The following is a 21,512-nucleotide window of genomic DNA, read 5'->3' on the forward strand; positions in this document are numbered from 1 at the left end:
AAATGTGGTGGCCAATTACAGCCCCTTGCGCCTCCTGGGAACAGGAGGTAAGGTAAGGTTGGCCTTTAAACCGGTCCCGCGAGGCCGGAAAGGGGGAAAGATGAAGCGTAAAAACGGCCTTAGGAAAAAGCCAAGCGGGGGCTTCGGCCTCCGCTTCCTCTTGGGGGTGCCCGGTGCGCTTTAAGGCGGAACTCCTAAACGCCGAGGAGATGCGGCGGGCCCTCCACCGCATCGCCCACGAGATCGTGGAGGCGGGCAAGGGGGTGGAGGGCCTGGCCCTGGTGGGCATCCACACCCGGGGCATCCCCCTGGCGGAGCGCCTCGCCCGCTACATCCGGGAGTTCGAGGGTAAGGAGGTGCCCGTAGGCCTCCTGGACATCACCCTCTACCGGGACGACCTTTCCGAGATCGGCCTGAGGCCTCAGGTGCGCCAGACCCGGATCCCCTTTGAGATCACGGACAAGGCGGTGGTCCTGGTGGACGACGTGCTCTACACGGGCCGCACCGCCCGGGCCGCCCTGGACGCCCTCATGGACCTGGGCCGTCCCCGGCGCATCTACCTCGCGGTCCTCATCGACCGGGGGCACCGGGAACTCCCCATCCGGGCGGACTTCGTGGGCAAAAACGTCCCCACCGCCAGGAGCGAGGTGGTGAAGGTGAAGCTCCAGGAGGTGGACGGGGAGGACCGGGTGGAGCTTTGGGAACGGGAGGCCCTATGAGGCACCTCCTGGACTTCAGGGGCTGGGCCAGGACCGAGGTGGAAAGCCTCCTGGACACCGCCCGCGTGATGGCCGAGGTCCTGGAGCGCCCGGTGAAGAAGGTGCCTGCGCTTCAGGGCTTCACCGTGGCCACGGTCTTCTTCGAGCCCTCCACCCGCACCCGCCTCTCCTTTGAGCTGGCGGCCAGGCGCATGTCCGCGGACGTGGTCTCCTTCGCCGCCCAGACCAGCAGCCTGCAGAAGGGGGAAAGCTACAAGGACACCCTGCTCACCCTCGAGGCCATGGGGGTGGACGCCTACGTGATCCGGGCCGACGCCGCCGGGGTGCCCCACCAGGCGGCCCGCTGGGTGAAGGGGGTGGTGGTGAACGGGGGGGATGGGCGCCGGGCCCACCCCACCCAGGCCCTCCTGGACGCCTACACCCTCCTGGAGGCCCTGGGGAGCCTGGAGGGGAAGAAGATCGCCATCGTGGGGGACCTCCTCCACTCCCGGGTGGCCCGCTCCAACGTGGAGCTCCTCCCCCTCCTGGGGGCCGAGGTCTGGGGGGCAGGCCCCCCCACCCTCCTCCCGCAAGGCCTTCCCGGGGCCCGGCTCACCTCCCGCCTGGAGGAGGCCCTGGCGGAGGCGGACGCGGTGATGGTCCTGAGGCTCCAGAAGGAGCGCATGGAGGCGGGGCTCATCCACCTTCAGGACTACATCGCCCACTACCAGGTAACGGAAGCGCGGCTCAAAAAGGCCAAGCCGGGGGCCCCCCTCCTCCACCCCGGCCCCATGAACCGGGACGTGGAGCTGGAAGGGACCCTGGCGGACTCGGCCAGGAGCCTGGTGAACCGCCAGGTGCACAACGGGGTGGCGGTGCGCATGGCCGTGCTCTACCACCTTCTGGTGGGGAGGGAAAGGTGAAGGGAGACGTCCTCATCCGAAACGTCACGCTGGTGGACGCCCTAGGAGAAAGAGGCCCCGCGGACGTCCTCCTGGGGGAAGGGCGGATCCTCTCCCTGGAGGGCGGGGAGGCCCAGAGGGTCATCGAGGGGAAGGGGCGCTTCCTGGCCCCGGGCTTCTTGGACCTGCACGCCCATCTGCGGGAGCCGGGGCAGGAGGTGAAGGAAGACCTCTATAGCGGGCTTCTGGCCGCGGCGCGGGGGGGGTACACGGACCTGGTCTCCATGCCCAACACCACCCCCCCCGTGGACACCCCCGAGGCGGTCCGGGCCCTGCGGGAAAAGGCCGAGGCCCTGGGCCTCGCCCGCCTCCACCCCGCCGCCGCCCTCACCCAGGGGCAGGAGGGGAAGACCCTCACGGAAGCCGGGCTCCTTAAGGAGGCCGGCGCTTCCCTCCTCACCGACGACGGGCGCACCAACGAGGACGCGGGGGTGCTGGCGGCGGGGCTTCTGCAGGCCGCAGCCTTTGGCCTGCCGGTGGCGGTGCACGCGGAGGACGCCTCCTTGCGCCGGGGCGGGGTGATGAACGACGGGCCCCTGGCCGACCTCCTGGGCCTCCCCGGAAACCCCCCGGAGGCGGAGGCGGCCCGCATCGCCCGGGACCTCGAGGTGCTGCGCTACGCCGTGCGCCGGAGCCAAAAGAAACCCCACCTCCACATCCAACACCTCTCCACAGGGCGGGCCCTAGAGCTGGTGCGGGAGGCCAAGCGGGCGGGGCTTCCCGTCACCGCCGAGGCTACCCCTCACCACCTGACCCTCACCGAGGAGGCCCTAAGGGGCTTCGACCCCCTCTTCAAGGTAGCCCCGCCCCTCCGCACCGGGGAGGACGTGGAAGCCCTCCTGGAGGGCCTTCTGGACGGCACCCTGGACGCCATCGCCACCGACCACGCCCCCCACACCCAGGCGGAGAAGGAGCTGGACCTCTTGCGGGCACCCTTTGGGATACCGAGCCTCGAGGTGGCCTTCCCCCTCCTCTACACCGAACTTCACCGGAAGCGGGGCTTTCCCCTAAAGCGCCTGGTGGAACTCTTCACCGACGGTCCCCGAAACATCCTGGGCCTAAAGCCCATCCATCTGGAGGAAGGAGCCGAGGCCAGCCTGGTCCTCCTAGACCCCAAGGAGCGCCCCGTGGACCCCAGGAACTTCACCTCCAAGGCCAAGTTCTCCCCCTGGGCGGGGTGGACCCTGGGGGGGTGGCCCGTCCTCACCCTGGTGGAGGGGCGCATCGTCCACGAGGCGCTAGAATAGGGGCGTGCTGCGGAAGCTCCTCGAGGCGGACGCACTCGGCCTGCGCCTGGAATGGGTGGGGGGGCTTCCCCTTTGGGAAGCGGCCCCCACCTACCGCCACCAGAAGGCCATCGACCGCATCCGGGGAAGCATCCGCCCCAAGGAGGGCTCCTGCCCCTGCGTCCACGTGGCCGACGTCTACGTCCGCTTCCCCGACGGCTCCTACAAGCGCCCCGACATCGCCCTCTTCTGCCGGGAACCCGAGGAGCTGGACGAGGCCATCACCCTCCTCCCCGAGGCGGTGGTGGAGGTGGTGAGCCGGGGTTATGAGGCCAAGGACCTGGAGATCGCCCCCCGCTTTTACCTGGCCCAAGGGGTGAAGGACGTGGTGGTCTTCGACCCCCACACCCTCCTCGTCCTCCACCTCCGCCAGGACGGGGCCTGGCGGCATGTCTCCCCCGTGGAGCTGGAACTCCTCTGCGGCTGCCGGCTCACGGTGTAGGCCAAAGCTCCTGGAGGTTCTCCACCCCCTCGGCCTCCATGAGGCGGAGGAGATCCCTCAGCACCCGGTGGGGGAAGAGGGGCCCCCCGTAGACGAAGCCGGTGTAGACCTGCACCAGGCGTGCCCCGAGCCTCAGCCGCTCCCACACGTCCCGGGCGTCCTCCACCCCCCCCACGCTCACCAGGGTGAGGCCCTCCGCCCCCGCGAGGTGGCGCAAGACCTCCAGGGCCCGCCCCTTGAGGGGCCTTCCCGAAAGCCCCCCGGCCTCCCGGGCCAGGGGGCTTTGGAGCCCCTCCCGGCCCGTGGTGGTGTTCACCGCCACCAGGCCCTCCAGGCGGTGTTTTTGCGCCAGCGCCACCACCTGGTCCAAAGCCTCCGGGGTGAGGTCCGGGGCCAGCTTGAGGAGGAGGGGCTTCCTCGTGGCCGGGCGCAAGCGGTGGAGGAGCTCGTCCAAAAAGGGGCCCTCCTGCAGGGTGCGAAGCCCCGGGGTGTTGGGGGAGCTCACGTTGAGGACGAAATAGTCCCCGTAAGGCTCCAGGACCCGCAGGGCCCTAAGGTAATCCTCCGCCGCCCCTTCCAAGGGGGTGTCCCGGTTCTTCCCCAGGTTCACCCCCACGGGGAAGGCAAGGCCCCTTTCGCGGAAGCGCTTAAGCCTCCTGGCCGCCTCCTCCGCCCCCCCGTTGTTGAAGCCCATACGGTTGATGAGGGCATGGTCCTCCACCAGCCGAAAAAGCCGGGGCCTGGGGTTGCCCTCCTGGGCTTTTGGGGTAAGGGTCCCCACCTCGGCGAAGCCAAAGCCCAAGGCCCACCAGGCCCCTAGGGCCTTCGCGTCCTTGTCCATCCCCGCCGCCAGGCCCAGGGGGTTGGGGAAGGCGAGGCCCAAAGCCTCCACCCGAAGCCTGGGGTCCTCCACCCGCAGGAAACGGGCGGGCACCTCCAGGAGGGGCCCCCGCTCGGACCAGGAGGCGAGGAGGCCCAGGGTGCGCTCGTGGGCGGTTTCGGGGTCCAGGGCGAAGAGGAGGCGGTGCATCCCTCCCATCCTAAGGCCTGCGCCGCTAAACTGGAGCCCGTGAAGCGGCTCCTCCTCCCCCTCCTGGCCCCCCTCCTCGCTGCCTGCTCCGTGACCCTCACCGTGCCCCTGTCGGACCAGACCTTTTCCCTGCCCCCCACCCTCCCGGGAGGGACGGTCCTCTACCCCCAGGGCCCCGTGGAGGGCTTCCAGCCGCCTCCCGGGCTGAAGGGGGTGCGGCTTTCGGGCACCCTCGAGGCCAGCCAGCCCCCTGTACGCCACCTTGGCCTTCCACGTGCGCCTCGGGGATCCCGGGGAGGATCCCGGCTGCCAGCCCCTCCCCGGGGGCTACGCCTGCCCCGCCGAGCCAGGGGCAAGGGTGGGGGAAGCGGCCTTCGCTGGCACCTCCACCGCCTCCCTGGTCCTGGAGGGGGCAGGGCTCACCCAGGGGGTGCGGGAGGGGCGGTTCTGGCTGGGCCTGCTGGGGGAGGGGCTGCCCGCGGGGGGGACCCTCACCCTAAAAGACCTCCGGGCCACGGTGGTGGTGGGCTTCTGACCTCCGTCCGCCAGGGCTTTTGTGCCCCCGCCCCCCCTTGGGCCTAGGGAAGGGGTTATCATGGGGACGGATGAAGGACGCCCTGCGCCTGGAACTTCCCGTCCTCCCCTTGCGGAACACCGTGATCCTCCCCCACACCACCACGGGGGTGGACGTGGGCCGCCCCAAGAGCAAGCGGGCGGTGGAGGAGGCCTTAAACGCCGACCGCTACCTCTTCCTGGTGGCCCAGAAGGACCCCGAGGTGGACGACCCCGCGCCCGAGGACCTCTACGGCGTGGGCACCCTGGCGGTGGTCAAGCAGGCCATGCGCCTCCCCGACGGCACCCTGCAGGTGATGGTGGAGGCCAGGCACCGGGCCCGCCTCCAGGGCTACGTGGCCGCCCCCTACCTCCGGGCCGTGGGGGAGGTCCTGTCCGAGCCCCCCTTGCAGGACGCGAGCCTCGCCCGGGTCCTGGTGGGGGAGGTGCAGGAGGCCTTCGAGCGCTACCTGCAGAACCACAAGACCCTGCGCCTGGACCGCTACCAGCAGGAGGCGGTGAAAAGCACCCTGGACCCCGCGGTCCTGGCGGACCTCGTCGCCCACCACGCCACCTGGCCCCTGGAGGAGAAGCAGTCCCTCCTGGAGACCCCGGAGGTGGAGGAGCGCCTCAAGAAGGTGCTGGCCCTCCTCCTGCGCGACCTGGAGCGCTTCGACCTGGACCGGAAGATCGCCGCCCGGGTCAAGGAGCAGATGGACCAGAACCAAAGGGAGTACTACCTCCGGGAGCAGATGAAGGCCATCCAAAGGGAGCTCGGGGGCGGGGAGGACTTCCTCACCGAGATCGAGGAGCTCCGGGAGCGCATCGAGAAGAAGGGCCTGCCCGAGGGGGTCAAGGAGAAGGCCCTCAAGGAACTCAAGCGCCTGGAGCGCATGCAGCCCGGCTCCCCCGAGGCCACGGTGAGCCGGACCTACCTGGACTGGCTCCTGGAGGTCCCCTGGACCGAGGCCGACCCCGAGGTCCTGGACATCGCCGTCACCCGGCGGGTGCTGGACGAGGACCACTACGGCCTCAAGGAGGTGAAGGAGCGCATCCTGGAGTACCTGGCGGTGCGCCAGCTCACCCAGGGGAAGGAGGTCAGGGGCCACGCCCCCATCCTCTGCTTCGTGGGCCCGCCGGGGGTGGGCAAGACCTCCTTGGGAAGGAGCATCGCCCGCAGCATGAACCGCAGGTTCCACCGCATCTCCCTGGGCGGGGTGCGGGACGAGGCGGAAATACGGGGCCACCGCCGCACCTACATCGGGGCCCTGCCCGGCAAGATCATCCAGGGGATGCGGCAGGTGGGGGTGGTGAACCCGGTCTTCCTCCTGGACGAGATCGACAAGCTCTCCTCCGACTGGCGGGGGGATCCGGCCTCGGCCCTTCTGGAGGTCCTGGACCCCGAGCAGAACCACACCTTCACCGACCACTACCTGGACGTGCCCTACGACCTCGCCAAGGTCTTCTTCATCACCACCGCCAACACCCTCGCCACCATCCCCAGGCCCCTCCTGGACCGGATGGAGGTCATCGAGATCCCCGGCTACACCCTGCTGGAGAAGCGCGCCATCGCCCGCCACTTCCGCTGGCCCTTCCAGGTGAGGGAGGCGGGGCTGGAGGGAAGGCTGGAGATCACCGACCGGGCCATCGAGCGCATCGTGCAGGAGTACACCCGGGAGGCCGGGGTGCGCAACCTGGACCGGGAGCTCTCCAAGGTGGCCCGCAAAGCGGCTAAGGACTACCTGGAAAGCCCCTGGGAGGGGGTGCGGGTGGTGGATGCCCAGGACCTCGAGGCCTACCTGGGGGTGCCCAAGTACCGCCCCGACCGGGCGGAGAAAGCCCCCCAGGTAGGCACCGCCCAGGGCCTGGCCTGGACCCCCTACGGGGGCGCCCTCCTCACCATCGAAGCCCTGGCTGTGCCCGGCACGGGCAAGATCAACCTCACCGGCAACCTGGGGGAGGTGATGAAGGAGTCGGCCCACGCCGCCCTCACCTACCTGCGGGCCCACCGGGAGGAGTGGGGCCTGCCCGAGGGCTTCCACAAGGACCTCGACCTCCACATCCACGTACCCGAAGGGGCCACCCCCAAAGACGGCCCCTCCGCGGGCATCACCATCGCCACCGCCCTGGCCAGCGCCCTCACCGGCCGCCCCGTGCGCATGGACATCGCCATGACCGGGGAGATCACCCTGAGGGGCCGGGTCCTCCCCATCGGCGGGGTGAAGGAGAAGCTCCTTGCCGCCCACCAGGCGGGGATCCTCCGGGTGGTCCTCCCCAAGGAGAACGGGCCCGAGCTCAAGGAGGTGCCGGAGGAGATCCTCAAGGACCTGGAGATCTCCTTCGTGGAGGAGGTGGGGGAGGTCCTGCGGCTCCTCCTCCTCCCGGCAGCCCCCCCGCCCGTGGGCCCCGCCGACCGGCCCCAGCCGGGGGCGGGGGCTTAGGGCAGCTCCTCCTTGCGGTTGGCGTTCAGGAAAACCTGGGCCCCAAACCGCTCCACCACCGCCTCCGCCGGGATGTAGGTGGCCCCCAAGGCCTCCATCACCCGCCGGAGGAGGAAGTCCCCTTCCCGAAGCTGCCTTTCCACCTGGGGGAGGCAGTCCTTGTGGTAGAAGGCCATGAGGGGCTCCAGGTGGCCTTCCGGGTTGTAGGCCACCACCACCGGGTGGGGGGAGGCCAGGGCATGCTCGAGGAGAAAGGCCCAGTACCCCGGGCTCAGGAAGGGCAGGTCCGTGGCCGCCACCGCCACCCAGGGGTAGCGGGCGTGGTAGAGGGCCGCGTGCAGGCCGGAAAGGCTATCCCCCCCCGGGAGGAGGTCGGGATAGACGGGCACGCCGAAGCCCGGATAAGGCCGGTTGGCCACGACGAAGCGCTCCCCCGCCCCGGCCAGGCTCTCCAGCACCCAGGCCAGAAGGGGCTTCCCCCGGTAGGGGAAGAGGGCCTTGTCCTCCCCGAAGCGCCGGGAAAGCCCCCCGGCGATCACCGCGCCCGTGTACACCCCCTAGCCTAAGGCCTCCGCCAGCCTCTCCGCCAGAAGGGGCGCGTAGAGGAAGCCCGTGGAACCGAGGCCCGTCAGGGCGTACCCTCCCTCCACCGGGAAGAGGTAGGGAAGCCCCTGCGCCCGCCCCCCGCGGTCCAGCCGGAAACGCACCCCCCGCCAGGCGGAGGCCACCCGGGGGCGGTAGCCGACCAAGGCCTCCGCCCCGGCGAGGAGCCACTCCACCTCCCCTTCCGTGGGCGGGGGCAGGTGGGGCCTCTCCTCGTGGGGCAGGTAGCTCCCGCCCAGGGCCACCCCCGCCAGGTAGACCCGGTAGCTGATGGCCCGGGAGAAGTAGTCCAGCAGGGTGAGGACGAGGCCGGGGGTGTGCTGCCCCCAAAGGCCCAGGAGGTGGGCCCCCCGCCCGCCCCCCGCGTAGACCAGCGCCGCCCCCCGCACCCTCCGCCCCCCTTCCAGGACCAGGTAGGGGGGCTCCCAGGCCACCGCCCTGGCCCTGAGGAGGGGAAGCCCTGCCGCCAGGCGCTCCAAAAGGGGCCTGGGCTCCAGCCAAAAGGCCTCCTCCAGGAGCACCCCTCCCCCCTCCCAGCGGTGCCTGAGCCCCCCCAGCCTCCCCGCCACCTTGGCCCGCCCCCCCTCTGGGACCGGGCGGAAGACCCCGGGGTGGACGGGGGCGAAGCGGGGGTAGAAGCGGAGGGCGGTCTCCAGAGCCCGCTCCCCCTCGGGGGCCAGGGTGAAGCGCCGCCCCCGAAGGGGGTTCACCAGGGCCACGGGGGGGCGGCTCGCCTCCCCCAGGGCCTCGGTCACCACCCGCACCCGGAAACCCCTTTCCCTAAGGAGCCAAGCGGCGGTAAGCCCCACCACCCCCGCCCCCAGGACCACCACCTCGGCTTCCCCTACCATCCCCGGCTGGGCTCAGAAGCGAAAGCCCTCCCCCTCCCTCCGGCATAGCCCCCTGGCCGCCAGGCCCTCCAAAAGGGCCCGGGCCTCAGCCTCGGAGAGAAAGGGGAGCAGGTCTTCCGGGCGCAAAAAGCCCCCCCTCCGCCAGGCCTCCCGCATGGCCAGGCGCTCCAGGGCCGCCCGGGAAGGCCCCCGCCGCAAAAGCCCCCCCTGCCAGCGCAGGAGGCCCAGGTAGAGGAGGGCGGCGAGGGCGAAGGCCAGGCCGAGCCCCCAGGGGGCGAAGCGGGAGGCGGCGAAGAGGAGGAGGAAGAGGGCCAGGGCCCCGCCCAAGGGAAGAAGGTGGGCGTGCACAGCCCCTCCTCAGGCCACGGGCAGGGGGATGGGGGCGGGGGCCTCCGCCCCCACCACCTCCCCGAAGAGGAGGTGGGGCGTAGCCTGCCGGATCTCCACCCGGTAAAGCCCCGGCACCGGCGCCTGGGCCGCGGGGAGGAGGACCGGGTGGTTCCCCCGGTCGTGCCCCTGGACGAAGCCCTCCTCCTTGGCCGCCCCCCGCACCAGCACCTCCACCGTCTTCCCCACCCACCCCAGGTTGCGGCGGTAGCTCCACTCCTTCTGCTTCTCGATGAGGCGCTTTAGCCTTTCCACCTTCACCTCCCGGGGCAGGTCCTGGAAGTGCCGGTAGGCGGGGGTTCCGGGCCGGGGGGAGTAGATGAACATGTAGGCCTGGTCGTAGCCCACCTCGTCGTACAGGGAGAGGGTTTCCTGGAAGTCCTCCTCCGTTTCCCCGGGGAAGCCCACGATGATGTCCGTGGAAAGCACGGCGTCTGGCAAAACCTCGCAGATCCTCCGGATGCGCTCCAGGTAGTGCGCCCGGCGGTACTCCCGGGCCATGCGCCGGAGGACCCGGTCGGAGCCCGATTGCACCGGCAGGTGGATGTAGCGGGTGATGGCGGGGGTCTCGGCGATGGCCTCTAGGATGTCGTCGGTGAAGTTCACCGGGTGGCTGGTGAGGAAGCGCACCCGGGGGATGCCCATCCGCCCCACCAGGCGGAGGAGCTCGGCAAAGCTGGGGAAGCCCGGCTGGTCCTTGCCGTAGGAGTTCACGTTCTGGCCCAGGAGGGTGACCTCCACCACCCCCGCCGCCCTCAGCTGCTCGATCTCCTTCAGGATCAGGTCCGGGTGGCGGGAGACCTCGGGCCCCCGGGTGGTGGGCACGATGCAGTAGGTGCAGTGGTGGTTGCACCCGCGGATGATGGTGACGTGGGCGGATAGGGCCCCTTTAGGGGGCGGGGGGATGTAGTCCAGGAGGTCCTCCTTGAAGGTGAAGTCCCAGAAGCGCTCGTTCCCCTTCAAGGCCTCGGGCAAGGAGGTGAGGGCCCCGGGGCCCAAGAGCACGTCCACCCCGAACTTGCGGGCCATCTGCTGGCCCTCGTCCAACTGGGCCAGGCAGCCCATGAGGCCGATAAGAAGGCCCCGGCGCTCCTTTTCCTTGCGAAGCTGGCCCAGAAGGGAGCGCACCTTCTCCACGGGCTTGCCCCGCACGGCGCAGGTGTTCACCAGGACGAAGTCCGCCTCCTCCACGCTCTCCACCAGCTCCCACCCCAGGCTGACGAGCTCGCTAGCTACCAGGTGGGAGTCGTACTCGTTCATCTGGCATCCAAAGGTGATGATGTGCGCCCGCATAGGTCTCCTGGGGCTTCCGGGGGGATCCCAGGCCCCGCGCCCTTCAGTGTAGCAGGCCCGGGAAGGGGTGGGAGTCTTTCCTCGAACCACCCCTCGCGTTGCCCTCAAGCGCCAAGCGTACGAAAGCCACCCTACCGATCCGCACCAAGTTGACAGGGGGGAGCGAAGACCCTAGAATAGCGATGTACCAACCGAATGGTCGGTAAGGAGGCAGACCATGGGATGGAAGAAGCTGTTGGGAATCGGCATCCTAGCCTTTCTGGTTCCTCCCACCCTAGCCCAGGGGGACTTTCGCTGGCCCAGGCAGATCCTCTTCGGCTCCACGGAGGTAGGTACTGCAGGCTACTCCCTCCTCATAGCCTGGTCTGCGGAGTTTACGGCCAACACGGGGGTGCAGGCTAGGGTTTCGCCTGGGGCCACACCTACAATCACCTCTTGGCTTTTCGAACGGCGTGTAGAGTTCACATCTGCCCCCCTGACGGTGCTGGTGGAAACCATGGACGGAGAACCCGGCTACCGCCCCGGACCCCTGCGGGTGGTGTTTCCCGCTATCCTCACCCCTTGGGGCCTCATGACCCGGGGCGATACCCCCTACCGCCGAGTGCAAGATATCGGCCCTGGGGTAAGGTTGGCTTGGCCTCCCTTCTCCTACTTTCACCGCATATTAGACGGCTTACTTGCTTGCCGAGGTCTCACGCGCGACCAAGTCCGTCTGGTACCCGTTGCCAACTACAGCGCCAACTCCAGGGTCATCGCCGAGGGGAGCGCCGACATAGCCTTCACCTCGCCCGTCTCGGATGTCAATGTGGAGGTGGAGGGCAATCCCAGGGGGATTCGATGGCTTCCCGTACCCACAGCCCAAGAAGACCGCACTTGCCTCCAACGCTGGCAGCGGGAATATCCCTTACTGGCCCTAATGCGCTCCGCCGATCTCGGCGTCCAATCCGCGAGGGGCGTGCGCATGTTCGTCATCCCGAGCGTCTACTACACCCGGGCGGACGTGAGCGAAGATTTGGTCTACCACCTGGTGAAGTGGCTGGATGAGAACCACGCCCTCTACCGGGAGAAGCACGCCATGGCCCGCTTCCAGACCCTGGAAAGCCTGCGCTTCGTTGTGGAGAACATGGCTGTTCCCCTGCATCCAGGCACGGTGCGCTACCTGAGGGAAAAAGGCCTCTGGACACAAGAGATGGAACGTAGGCAACAGGCAACAGTGCGCCTGGTGGACCAGTACACCACCCTCTACGAACGTGCGGTGGAGCTGGCCCGGGCCCGTCGTGTCTCCACAGACCCCGCCAGCGAAGCCTGGCAGCGGTTCTGGCGCGACTTCCTTGCGCAAAACCGCGTGCCCCGCTTCTCGGAAGCTTGGCGGCCCTAGGCCATGGAGGGCCGCTTCCCACACCTCCCTTCTTGGGCTAAGGCCTGGGTGCTTCTCAGCGCCGCTCTGGGCCTGGGTCTCGTCCTCTATTACCTCTTCGGCACCCCCCTCACCGGCAGAGCGCTTCTGGACTTCAGCTATTACTGGCTCCTCGTAGCCCTCTTCCTCCCCCTTACCTTCCTCCTCTTCCCCGGGCAGGGAGGTGAGGCCCGTCCCCGGGGGTATGACTACGCTCTGGGCCTGGGCACCCTAGGGGCAGGAGCCTTGCTGGCCTGGCACGGCCCCTCCATGGTCCTAAGGCCCTGGACCAACCCGGAAGCTCCTTGGCAAGTGGGCCTGGCCCTTTTCCTCCTTCTGGCCGTCCTGGAGGGAGGCCGGCGGGTAGGGGGGCTTGGCTTCAGCCTGGTGGCCCTCCTGCTGGCGGCTTACCCCCTGGTGGCCCCCTACATGCCCGGCCTCCTCTGGGGCCCCCCTCTTCCCTGGACCGAGGTTCTGGGCTACGCCATCTACTCCACCCAGGGGCTTCTGGGCCTGCCCATGCGCACCGTGGGGGAACTCCTGGTAGGCTTTCTTATCCTGGCAGCTTTCCTGGTGGCCACGGGCGCAGGGGAGGTCTTCCTAAAGGTGGCCTCCGCCCTCTTCGGTTGGACCCGGGGCGGGGCGGCCAAGGTCAGCGTGGTGGCCAGCGGCTTCTTCGGCAGCCTAAGCGGCAGCATCCTCTCCAACGTGGCCAGCACCGGGAGCCTCACCATCCCCGCCATGATCCGTTCCGGTTTCGGCCGGGCCTATGCCGCCGGGGTGGAGGCCTGCGCCTCCACGGGGGGCGTGCTCATGCCCCCGGTGATGGGGGCCGTGGCCTTCGTGATGGCAAGCCTTTTGGGCATCCCCTACGGCCAGGTGGTGGCAGCCGCAGTCATCCCCTCCTTCCTCTACTACCTTTCCCTTTTCGCCCACGTAGACCTGTACGCGGCCAAACATGGCCTCCGAGGGCTTCCCCGCGCGGAGCTTCCTCCTTTGGCAAGGAGCCTGAGAGAAGGGCTCCCCTTCCTCCTGGTCCTGGGTTTCCTGGTGTTCGCCCTGCTTTACCTAAGGTTGGAGCGCCTGGCTCCCTTCTACGCCTTGGCTGCCCTGCTTCCCCTCCTTCTCCTTCAAGGCAAGCTTTCCTGGGCAAACCTCCACCGGGGACTGGTGGCCTCCGCCTCCCTCGTCAGCCAGACCCTGGCTCTGATCCTGCCCGTGGGCCTCATCCTGGCAGGGCTCGTGGGTACCGGCGTGGCGCCTGCGCTAACAGGTGCCTTAGTGCAAATGGGGCAGGCCAACCTCTTCCTCGTCCTCCTGGTGGGGGTCGCCATCGCCTTTCTCCTGGGCATGGCCGGGGTCATGGTGGCGGCCTACATCCTGCTGGCGGTAACCCTGGCCCCGGCCCTGGTGCGCCTGGGCGAGTTCGTCCCCTTAGCGGTTCACCTCTTCATCGCCTACTGGTCCATGCTTTCCGCCATCACCCCCCCGGTGGCGGTGGCCGCTTTCCTGGCCGCCCGCTTGGCCGGAGCCCATCCCATGGCGGCGGGCCTCGAGGCGGTTAAGCTAGGGCTCGCCATCTACTTCCTCCCCTTCTTCTTCCTGTTTGAACCTGCCCTGATCCTTCACGGGGATGCGGTCTCCGTCCTGTACCACATCCCCCTGGCAGCCCTGGGGATTCTGCTCCTGGTAGGGGGCCTCGAGGGGCAGCTTTGGGGCCTGGGTCCCCTTCCCCTTTGGACCCGCCCCCTGTACGTTGTGGGAGGCATCCTCCTTGCGGTTCCCGAAACCCTCACCAGCCTCCTCGCCGCACCCGCCTTGCTGGCGGCCAGCCTCTGGCTTTGGTCCAGGCGCCGGGCAACAACCCGCAAGAAGGCTCCCCTCGGAGGGAGCAGTGAGAACAAGAGGTGATGCCCCATGAAGGCCAGGGAGAGCGCCCACAGGTGGCTTCAGGAAAGGGAGATTTCCTTCGTCTTCGGCAACCCCGGCTCCACCGAGCTGCCTTTCCTCCTCGGACTGGAAAAGGCCAGCCGGTACGTTCTGGCGCTCCACGAGGGGGTGGCGGTGGCCATGGCGGAAGGGTACGCTCAGGCTAGCGGGCAGGTGGCCTTCGTTAACCTGCACGCAGCCCCGGGCCTGGGCAACGCCATTGGAGCCTTGTACAGTGCCTTGAAAAACCGCTCCCCCCTGCTGGTCACCGTGGGCCACCAGGACCGCCGGCACCTCTTCCGGGAACCCCTTCTCTCCGGACCGCTTTTGGAAATGGCCCGGTCCGTTTCCAAGGCCGTTTGGGAAGTGCACCGGGGCGAAGACCTGCCGGAAGCCCTGGAGAGGGCCTACCACCTGGCCCTGACCCCCCCGCGGGGACCCGTGGTGGCGGTGCTCCCCATGGACCTCTGGGAGGAAGAAGCAGCCCCGCCCCGACTCAAAACCCTCCTACCCCCCGGCGCCCCCCAAGGGCTCGAGGCCCTCGCCAGCGCCCTCTCCCGCGCGGAAAACCCCGCCCTGATCCTGGGCGGGGGATCCCAAGCTCCCGCAGCCCGTAAGGCAGCGCTGCGGCTGGTGGAAGCCCTCCCGGCAGTGGTCTTTTCCGACCCTATAGGCCCCCGGCATCCCTTTCCCACAAGCCACCCCCTCTACCGCGGGGTTTTGCCCCCCGTGGCCGCCCAACTGCGGAACCAGCTTGCCCCCCACGACCTGGTCCTGGTAGTCGGCGCACCCTGCTTCCTCCTCTATCCCTACACCCCGGGTCCCCCGATCCCCGAGGGAAGCCATGTAGTCCTTCTGACGGACGACCCGGCCGAAGCCGCCCGGGCAGAGGCCCATGAGGTCTACCTGGGGGATGTGGCCGAAGGGCTGCGCTTGCTGGCGGGAGCGGTAAGGCCCTCGGGGCGCCCCTGGCCCTCGAGGCCTCCTTCACCTCCCTCCCCACCTGCCCCTCTGCCCTCTGGCCCCAGGGGCTTAAACCCCTTGTATGTCGTGGAGCGCTTAGCTCAGGCCCTAACAGGGCGGTTCGTGGTGGACGAAGCGATATCCCTAAGCCCACCCTTTCGCAAAGCCCTTAAGGTGGAGGAGGGCCGTTACCTGCATAGCGCCAGCGGAGGGCTGGGGTTTGCCCCGGCGGCAGCGGTGGGTGCCGCCCTGGCGGGGGAGGCTGTAGCGGCGGTGGTGGGAGACGGGGCATTCCTGTTTGCGCCGCAAGCCCTTTACACCGCCAAGGTCCACGGGTTGGACGTGGCCTTTATCGTCCTCAACAACGCAGGCTACGGAATCCTGAAGGGGTTCGCTGAAGCCCTCTACCCTGGTCAGGGGGAAAGGGTGCCGGGCCTCTCCTTAAGCGGGGTGGACTTCCTGCTCTTGGCCCAGGCCTTCGGCGTGCAAGGGTGGAGGGCGGACACCCCGGAGGCCCTCGAGGAAGGCCTCGCCTACATGGGCCAAGGGCCGTTCCTCTTAGAGATACGCCTGGATCCCACGCCCCACCGGATCTTCTGAAGCCGGGGATTAACATGGAGCTTTCTCGTGAAATAGGAGCTTTGGAGAGGGGCTTTCTAGCTCTGGAAAAAGCGGCGGGCAAAAGGCACGCCCAGGGCGTCCATAGGGCGTGTGCCCGAGGCTTGACGGCCAGGCCCCGGGAGGGTATGGTGAACTTACCGACCGGTCGGTGAGCTATGGTGACCACCACGAAAGACCGCATCCTGGAGGAAGCCGCAAAGCTCTTCACGGAAAAGGGCTACGAGGCTACCAGCGTCCAGGACCTGGCCGAGGCCTTGGGGCTTTCCAAGGCCGCCCTCTACCACCACTTTCGCAGCAAGGAGGAGATCCTCTACGAGGTGAGCCTCCTGGCCCTACGGGGCCTGGTGGAAGCCGGGGAAAGGGCCCTGAAGGAGCCCGACCCCAAAAGGGCCCTCCTCGCCTTCATGCAGGGCCATGCCCGCTTCTTCGAGGAGAACTACCCCTTCTTCGTAACCATGCTGCAGGGCATCAAAAGCCTCTCCCCCGAGCGGCGGGCCCAGACGGTGGCGCTCCGCGACCGGCACGAGGACAACCTGCGCCGGATCCTGCGCTGGGGGATGGAGCAGGGGGCCTTCCGCAAGGTGGATGTAGCCCTCACCGGGCGGGCCATCCTCTCCATGCTCAACTGGATGATCCGCTGGTTCCGCCCCGGAGGCCCCATGCGGGCGGGGGAGGTGGCGGGGTTCTACTGCGACCTGATCCTAAGGGGGCTCGAAGATGGCGATTCCTGAACACAAGGAGATCCGCGAGCTGGCGAGGCGCTTCCTGGAAGAAGCCCGCCCAGTCCTCGCCGCCCACGAGGAAAAGGAAGCTTTCCCCTGGCCCCTGGCCCAGAAGATGGGGGACCTGGGCTTCCTGGGGGTCTTTGCCCCGGAGGAGCTGGGCGGGGCGGGGCTGGACTTCTGGGCCTACGTCGCCCTCTTGGAGGAGCTCGGGGGCTATGCCTCCTTGCGCTCCATCCTCTCCGTGCAACAAAGCCTGGTCCTCACGCCTCTCCTTACCTTCGGGACCGAGGGGCAAAAGCGCCGCTACGTCCCCCGCCTGGCCCGGGGGGAGATCCTAGGGGCCTACGCCCTCACCGAGCCCGAGGCGGGCTCCGATGCGGGAAGCCTGCGCACGCGGGCCTACCGGAACGGGGATCACTACGTGCTGGAGGGGCAGAAGACCTTCATCTCCCACGCCAACGTAGCCGAGGTCTTCCTCGTCTTCGCCAAGACCGATCCCGAAAGGGGGAACCGGGGCATCACCGCCTTCTTGGTGGAGCGGGAAGACGGGGTACGGACCACGCCCCTGAAGGGCAAACTGGGGTTAAGGGCGGCAGACACGGGGATGGTCTTCCTGGAGGGGGTGCGCGTTCCCCGGGACCGGGTCCTGGGAGGGGAGGGTGAGGGCTTTAAGGTCGCCCTGGCGACCTTGGACACCGGCCGGGTCTCCCTGGCGGCGGGAGCGGTGGGGCTCATGCAAAGGGCTTTGGGCCTTTCCCTGCGTTATGCCCAGGAAAGGCGCCAGTTTGGCCGCCCCATCGCCGCTTTCCAGCTGGTCCAGGCTCACCTGGCGGAGATGAAGCTGGACCTCGAGGCCAGCCGCCTCCTCACCTACCAGGCGGTGGCCAAAAAGCTCCAAGGGGAAAGGTACACCCTGGAGGCCAGCATGGCCAAGCTCTTCGCCTCCGAGGCCGCCAACCGGGTGGCCTACCGGGCGGTCCAGATCCACGGGGGCTACGGCTTTTTCGAGGAGTACGAGGTGGCCCGGCTCTACCGGGACGCCCGCATCCTCACCCTCTACGAGGGGACGAGCGAGATCCAGAAGCTGGTGATCGGGGCCCACCTGACGGGGATACGGGCCTTTGGCGGTCATGGGGAGGCTTGAGGGCAAAACCCTTCTGGTGACGGGAGCGGCCCACGGCATCGGCCGTGCAGCCCTGGAGCTTTTCGCCTCGGAGGGAGCCAGGCTGGTGGCAGTGGACGTGGAGGAGGAGGCCCTCGCCGAAGGGGTGGCCCGGCTGGAGGCCGAGGCCCTGGCGGTCCCCGCGGACGTGGCCGACCCCGAAGGGGTGGAAAGGGCCTTTGGGGAGGCCCTGGAGGAGTTCGGGGTGCTCCACGGGGTGGCCCACTTCGCCGGCATCGCCCACGCCGCCCTCTCCTGGAACCTATCCTTGGCTGACTGGGAGCAGGTTATGCGGGTCAACCTCACGGGAAGCTTCCTGGTGGCGAGGAGGGCAGGAGAGGTGATGAGGGAAGGAAGCCTGGTCCTCACCAGCTCGGTGGCCGCCCTGGGAGCCTTTGGCCTGGCCCACTACGCCGCAGGCAAGGCCGCCCTCCTGGGCCTGGTCCGCACCCTGGCCCTGGAGCTTGCCCCCAGGGGCCTCCGGGTAAACGCCCTGGTACCCGGCCTTATAGAGACACGCATGACCGCGGGGCTTCGCCCGTGGGCCCGGGAGCAGGAGGTGGAAGCCTCCCCCCTCAAGCGGGCGGGGAGGCCGGAGGAGGTGGCCCAAGCAGCCCTCTTCCTCCTCTCCGACGAAAGCTGCTTTCTCACGGGCCAGGCCCTCTTTGTGGACGGGGGTAGGTCCCTGGTGGGCCCTCCGGGGCTTCCCCCAGGGTTTGGCAGGAGGTGAGAGGATGCCCATGTACTTTGAGGACTTTGCGGTAGGGCAAAGGTTCACCACGGCAGGGCGCACGGTCACGGAGGCTGACGTGGTGAACTTCGCCGGGGTTTCCGGGGACTACAACCCCATCCACACCGACGCGGAGTTCGCCAAGGACACCCCCTTCGGCCAGCGCATCGCCCACGGGCTTCTGGCGCTGGCCATGCTCACCGGACTCCGCCAGCGTACCGGGGCCACGGACGGCACCCTCATCGCCTGGCTGGAGATCCGCAACTACCGCTTCCTCAAGCCCGTCCTCATCGGTGACACCATCCGCGGGGAGACGGAGATCGTGGAGAAGCGGGAGACCTCCAAGCCCGACCGGGGGATCGTGGTCCAGCGGGTGCGGGTCCTGAACCAGAGGGAGGAGGTGGTGCAGGAGGGGGAGTTCGTGACCATGATCCGGAGGCGGCCCCAAGGGCCATGAGCCCCTTTACCCGGTGGTTCCAGGTGGAGGTCCTGCGGCGGGAGGGGGGCGAGGCGGAGCTCAGGCTTCCCGTGCGGGAAGAGTTCCTCCAGGGAAGAGGGGTGGTGCACGGGGGCATTCTGGCTGCCCTTTTGGACACCGCCCTGGGTAACGCCGTGGGGAGCCTGGGGGTAGAGGTGGTGACCGCAGAACTTTCCGTGAGCTACCTCAAGCCCGTGCGGGGAGGGGTTCTCCACGCCAGGGGCTACGTGCTCCACGCAGGAGGAAGGCTCTTCCACGCTGCGGGAGAAGCCCTCCTGGAGGGAGAGCGGGTGGCCTGGGCCAAAGGCCTCTTCTACCGGGTGGGCTGAGGGGCTATGCTGGGTCCAAGCCCATAGGGAGGCGGCATGTTCCCGAGCACGATGATGGATGAGGACCTGAACCTTTGGGACTTCCTGGAGCGGGCGGGGGAGCTTTTTCCCCGGAAGGAGGTGGTCTCCCGCCTCCCCACAGGGGAGGTTCACCGCACGGACTACGCCCAGGTCCACCGCCGCGCCCGGCAGCTCATGGGGGGCCTGAAGGCCCTGGACGTGGGGGTCGGGGACCGGGTGGCCACCCTGGGGTTTAACCACTTCCGCCACCTCGAGGCCTACTTCGCCGTCCCCGGCAGGGGAGCGGTACTCCACACCGCCAACCCCCGGCTTTCCCCCAAGGAGATCGCCTATATCCTGAACCATGCGGAGGACAAGGTCCTCCTCTTCGATCCCCAGCTCCTCCCCCTAGTGGAGGCCCTAAGGCCCGAGCTCAAAACCGTCCGCCACTACGTGGTGATGGACGAAAAAGCCCCCGAGGGCTACCTGGCCTACGAAAGTCTCTTGGGCGAGGAAGCGGAACCGGTCAGGGTCCCCGAACGGGCCGCCTGCGGCATGGCCTACACCACCGGCACCACCGGCCTCCCCAAGGGCGTGGTCTACAGCCACCGGGCCCTGGTCCTCCACAGCCTGGCCGCCAACCTTACGGACAGCACCGCCCTCTCGGAAAAAGACGTGGTCCTCCCTGTGGTGCCCATGTTCCACGTCAACGCCTGGTGCCTCCCCTACGCCGCCACCCTGGTGGGGGCCAAGCAGGTGCTGCCGGGACCCCGGCTGGACCCTGCCTCCTTGGTGGAGCTCTTCGACAGGGAGGAGGTCACCTTCACCGCCGGCGTGCCCACGGTCTGGCTGGCCCTGGCGGATTACCTGGAAAGCACCGGTCACCGCCTCAAGACCCTGAGGCGCTTGGTGGTGGGGGGTAGCGCCGCCCCCCAGAGCCTGGTGGAGCGCTTCGAACGCCTGGGCGTGGAGGTGCGCCAGGGCTACGGCCTCACGGAGACCTCCCCGGTGGTGGTGCAGAACTTCGTCAAGAGCCACCTGGAAGGTCTCCCCTGGGAGGCAAAGATGGCCCTCAAGGCCAAGACCGGCCTGCCCATCCCCCTGGTGCGCCTGCGGGTGGCGGACGAGGAGGGCCGCCCGGTGCCCAAAGACGGCAAAACCCTGGGGGAGATCCAGCTCAAGGGCCCCTGGATCACCGCGGGATACTACCGGAACGAGGAGGCGAGCCGGAGCGCCCTCGCCCCGGACGGCTGGTTCCGCACCGGGGACATCGCCGTATGGGACGGGGAGGGCTACCTGGAGATCAAGGACCGGCTCAAGGACCTCATCAAATCGGGCGGTGAGTGGATCTCCAGCGTGGACCTGGAAAACGCCCTCATGGGCCACCCAGGGGTGAAGGAGGCGGCGGTGGTGGCCATCCCCCACCCCAGGTGGCAGGAGAGGCCTTTGGCCGTGGTGGTGCCGAGGGGGGAGAAGCCGAGCGAGGAAGAGCTCAGGCAACACCTCCTCCAGGCCGGGTTCGCCAAGTGGCAGCTCCCGGATGCCTTCGTCTTCGTGGAGGAGATCCCCAGGACCAGCGCGGGCAAGTTCCTCAAGCGGGCCCTGAGGGAGCAGTACAAGGACCTTTTCCAAGGGGGTGGCTGATGTTCCTGGAACAGTTTCGCCTAGACGGCAAGGTGGCCTTGGTGACGGGGGGGTCCCGAGGACTTGGCCTGGAGGCGGCGTTGGCCCTCAAGGAGGCTGGGGCCCGGGTGGCGGTCCTGGCCCGGCGGGCGAGCTTCTTCGAGGAGGCCCAAAAACACCTGGGGGAGGCCCTCTACCTGGAGGGTGACGTGCGGGACGAGGCCCGGCTGGAAGAGGTGGTGAGGGAGGTGGAAAAGGAACTCGGGCCCCTCGCCATCCTGGTGAACGCCGCCGGGATCAGCTGGGGGGCCCCTTCCCTGGAGATGCCCGCGGAGAAGGTGCGGGAGGTCCTGGAGGTGAACCTGGTGGGGGCCTTTCTGGCCAGCCGGGCCGCCGCCCGGCGCATGCGGGAGCGGGGCTACGGCAAGATCCTCCACATCGCCTCCGTGGCCGGGCTTAAAGGGGAGCCCCCGGAGGTCCTGGACGCGGTGGGCTACGCCGCCTCCAAGGGCGGGGTCATCGCCCTCACCCGGGACCTGGCGGTGAAGTGGGGAAGGTGGGGCATCCGGGTCAACGCCCTGGCCCCGGGCTTCTTCCCCACCCGCATGACGGAAAGGGTCCTCCCCCGGGTGGAGGCCCACCTGCGGGCTACCCTGCCCCTGGGCCGCCCGGGAAGGCCGGGGGAGCTGGGAGGAGCGGTCCTCTTCCTCTGTAGCCCCGCCTCGGACTACATCACCGGGGCCGTGCTCCCTGTGGACGGGGGGGCCACCGCCCTCTGAGGACCCTCTAAGTACCCGTGCGCTAACCGCAACACCCCCCGGCCACGCTACCGGGGGGTGAAGCTTTGCCTTCCCAGGCTGGTGGCGGCGGTGGGACTCGAACCCACGACACCACGATTATGAGTCGTGTGCTCTGACCGCCTGAGCTACGCCGCCACGAGCATCAGGCATCCCCCATCTTAGGGGAGGTCCTGCCCAGGGTCAAGGCTCTGTAATTGGCCACCACATTTGA

At 68.7% G+C, this 21,512-nt stretch carries 21 protein-coding genes, 1 tRNA gene and 1 pseudogene; 17 read left to right on the forward strand and 6 right to left on the reverse strand.

Annotated elements, in window-relative coordinates:
• The 5 genes and pseudogenes from ETP66_RS12320 to ETP66_RS10580 all read left to right on the forward strand — a co-directional run.
• Positions 1-184 (forward strand): annotated as a pseudogene (locus ETP66_RS12320) (hypothetical protein); the annotation flags it as partial.
• Complete coding sequence (gene pyrR / locus ETP66_RS10565; protein ID WP_130842568.1) at positions 174-719, forward strand: bifunctional pyr operon transcriptional regulator/uracil phosphoribosyltransferase PyrR; 546 nt, start codon at positions 174-176, stop codon at positions 717-719. The pseudogene ETP66_RS12320 and the gene pyrR, both read left to right, overlap by 11 nt.
• Positions 716-1,621, forward strand: coding sequence for an aspartate carbamoyltransferase catalytic subunit (locus tag ETP66_RS10570; RefSeq protein WP_130842569.1), 906 nt, complete (start codon positions 716-718; stop codon positions 1,619-1,621). Before pyrR ends, ETP66_RS10570 begins: the two co-directional genes overlap by 4 nt.
• The gene (locus ETP66_RS10575; RefSeq protein ID WP_130842570.1) at positions 1,618-2,907 is read left to right on the forward strand and encodes a dihydroorotase; all 1,290 of its coding nucleotides are present in this window, start codon (positions 1,618-1,620) and stop codon (positions 2,905-2,907) included. Before ETP66_RS10570 ends, ETP66_RS10575 begins: the two co-directional genes overlap by 4 nt.
• A gap of 4 nt (positions 2,908-2,911) precedes the next feature.
• Complete coding sequence (locus tag ETP66_RS10580; protein WP_130842571.1) at positions 2,912-3,388, forward strand: Uma2 family endonuclease; 477 nt, start codon at positions 2,912-2,914, stop codon at positions 3,386-3,388.
• On the opposite strand, the gene ETP66_RS10585 is transcribed toward ETP66_RS10580, so the two are convergent.
• Positions 3,378-4,418, reverse strand: a complete 1,041-nt coding sequence (locus tag ETP66_RS10585; RefSeq protein ID WP_130842572.1) for a quinone-dependent dihydroorotate dehydrogenase — start codon at positions 4,416-4,418, stop codon at positions 3,378-3,380. The two genes, ETP66_RS10580 and ETP66_RS10585, sit on opposite strands and share 11 nt — an antisense overlap.
• A 262-nt stretch (positions 4,419-4,680) precedes the next feature.
• Here ETP66_RS10585 and ETP66_RS12520 point away from each other — a divergent pair, with 262 nt between their 5' ends.
• On the forward strand, positions 4,681-4,953 hold the full coding sequence (locus ETP66_RS12520) for a hypothetical protein (RefSeq protein WP_330848628.1): 273 nt from the start codon (positions 4,681-4,683) through the stop codon (positions 4,951-4,953).
• Positions 4,954-5,023: 70 nt separating this feature from the next.
• Complete coding sequence (lon, locus tag ETP66_RS10595; RefSeq protein ID WP_130842573.1) at positions 5,024-7,411, forward strand: endopeptidase La; 2,388 nt, start codon at positions 5,024-5,026, stop codon at positions 7,409-7,411.
• On the opposite strand, the gene ETP66_RS10600 is transcribed toward lon, so the two are convergent.
• From ETP66_RS10600 to miaB, 4 genes are read right to left on the reverse strand one after another with little or no spacing between them, the layout of a single operon-like run.
• Entirely contained in the window at positions 7,408-7,965 is a 558-nt protein-coding gene (locus tag ETP66_RS10600) for a molybdenum cofactor guanylyltransferase (RefSeq protein ID WP_130842574.1), read from the reverse strand. The genes lon and ETP66_RS10600 overlap by 4 nt on opposite strands.
• Positions 7,966-7,968: 3 nt before the next feature.
• Positions 7,969-8,865 carry an FAD-dependent oxidoreductase gene (locus ETP66_RS10605; protein ID WP_130842575.1) on the reverse strand — a complete coding sequence of 299 codons (897 nt, stop codon included), beginning with the start codon at positions 8,863-8,865 and terminating at the stop codon, positions 7,969-7,971.
• Positions 8,866-8,877: 12 nt separating this feature from the next.
• Positions 8,878-9,213: a hypothetical protein gene (locus ETP66_RS10610; RefSeq protein ID WP_130842576.1), complete on the reverse strand. Its 336-nt coding sequence runs from the start codon at positions 9,211-9,213 to the stop codon at positions 8,878-8,880.
• A gap of 9 nt (positions 9,214-9,222) precedes the next feature.
• Complete coding sequence (miaB, locus tag ETP66_RS10615) at positions 9,223-10,545, reverse strand: tRNA (N6-isopentenyl adenosine(37)-C2)-methylthiotransferase MiaB (protein ID WP_130842577.1); 1,323 nt, start codon at positions 10,543-10,545, stop codon at positions 9,223-9,225.
• 217 nt (positions 10,546-10,762) lie between these two features.
• Between miaB and ETP66_RS12590 the strand changes: the two genes are divergently transcribed.
• The 10 genes from ETP66_RS12590 to ETP66_RS10665 all read left to right on the forward strand — a co-directional run bounded on the left by ETP66_RS12590 (position 10,763) and on the right by ETP66_RS10665 (position 21,280).
• Positions 10,763-11,923, forward strand: coding sequence for a TAXI family TRAP transporter solute-binding subunit (locus tag ETP66_RS12590; RefSeq protein WP_130842578.1), 1,161 nt, complete (start codon positions 10,763-10,765; stop codon positions 11,921-11,923).
• A 48-nt stretch (positions 11,924-11,971) separates the two neighbouring features.
• Complete coding sequence (locus ETP66_RS10625; RefSeq protein WP_236630321.1) at positions 11,972-13,852, forward strand: TRAP transporter permease; 1,881 nt, start codon at positions 11,972-11,974, stop codon at positions 13,850-13,852.
• Positions 13,853-13,858: 6 nt separating this feature from the next.
• Positions 13,859-15,433, forward strand: coding sequence for a thiamine pyrophosphate-binding protein (locus ETP66_RS10630; protein WP_130842580.1), 1,575 nt, complete (start codon positions 13,859-13,861; stop codon positions 15,431-15,433).
• Positions 15,434-15,609: 176 nt separating this feature from the next.
• Positions 15,610-16,185 (forward strand): TetR/AcrR family transcriptional regulator, encoded by a 576-nt coding sequence (locus tag ETP66_RS10635; protein ID WP_130842581.1) that lies wholly within the window; start codon positions 15,610-15,612, stop codon positions 16,183-16,185.
• Positions 16,172-17,323, forward strand: coding sequence for an acyl-CoA dehydrogenase family protein (locus ETP66_RS10640; RefSeq protein WP_130842582.1), 1,152 nt, complete (start codon positions 16,172-16,174; stop codon positions 17,321-17,323). The genes ETP66_RS10635 and ETP66_RS10640 overlap by 14 nt, the downstream gene beginning before the upstream one ends.
• A complete protein-coding gene (locus ETP66_RS10645) occupies positions 17,310-18,071 on the forward strand; it encodes an SDR family NAD(P)-dependent oxidoreductase (RefSeq protein WP_130842583.1) in 762 nt (253 codons plus the stop codon). The genes ETP66_RS10640 and ETP66_RS10645 overlap by 14 nt, the downstream gene beginning before the upstream one ends.
• Before the next feature lie 4 nt (positions 18,072-18,075).
• The gene (locus ETP66_RS10650; protein WP_130842584.1) at positions 18,076-18,528 is read left to right on the forward strand and encodes a MaoC family dehydratase; all 453 of its coding nucleotides are present in this window, start codon (positions 18,076-18,078) and stop codon (positions 18,526-18,528) included.
• Positions 18,525-18,878 carry a PaaI family thioesterase gene (locus tag ETP66_RS10655; protein ID WP_130842585.1) on the forward strand — a complete coding sequence of 118 codons (354 nt, stop codon included), beginning with the start codon at positions 18,525-18,527 and terminating at the stop codon, positions 18,876-18,878. The genes ETP66_RS10650 and ETP66_RS10655 overlap by 4 nt, the downstream gene beginning before the upstream one ends.
• A 36-nt stretch (positions 18,879-18,914) precedes the next feature.
• On the forward strand, positions 18,915-20,522 hold the full coding sequence (locus ETP66_RS10660; RefSeq protein WP_130842586.1) for a long-chain fatty acid--CoA ligase: 1,608 nt from the start codon (positions 18,915-18,917) through the stop codon (positions 20,520-20,522).
• Positions 20,522-21,280, forward strand: a complete 759-nt coding sequence (locus ETP66_RS10665; protein ID WP_130842587.1) for an SDR family oxidoreductase — start codon at positions 20,522-20,524, stop codon at positions 21,278-21,280. Before ETP66_RS10660 ends, ETP66_RS10665 begins: the two co-directional genes overlap by 1 nt.
• A gap of 79 nt (positions 21,281-21,359) precedes the next feature.
• On the opposite strand, the gene ETP66_RS10670 is transcribed toward ETP66_RS10665, so the two are convergent.
• A tRNA-Met gene (locus ETP66_RS10670) sits at positions 21,360-21,436 on the reverse strand.
• Positions 21,437-21,512 lie beyond the last annotated feature (76 nt).

It is taken from the genome of Thermus thermamylovorans, from assembly GCF_004307015.1.
GTDB lineage: Bacteria > Deinococcota > Deinococci > Deinococcales > Thermaceae > Thermus > Thermus thermamylovorans.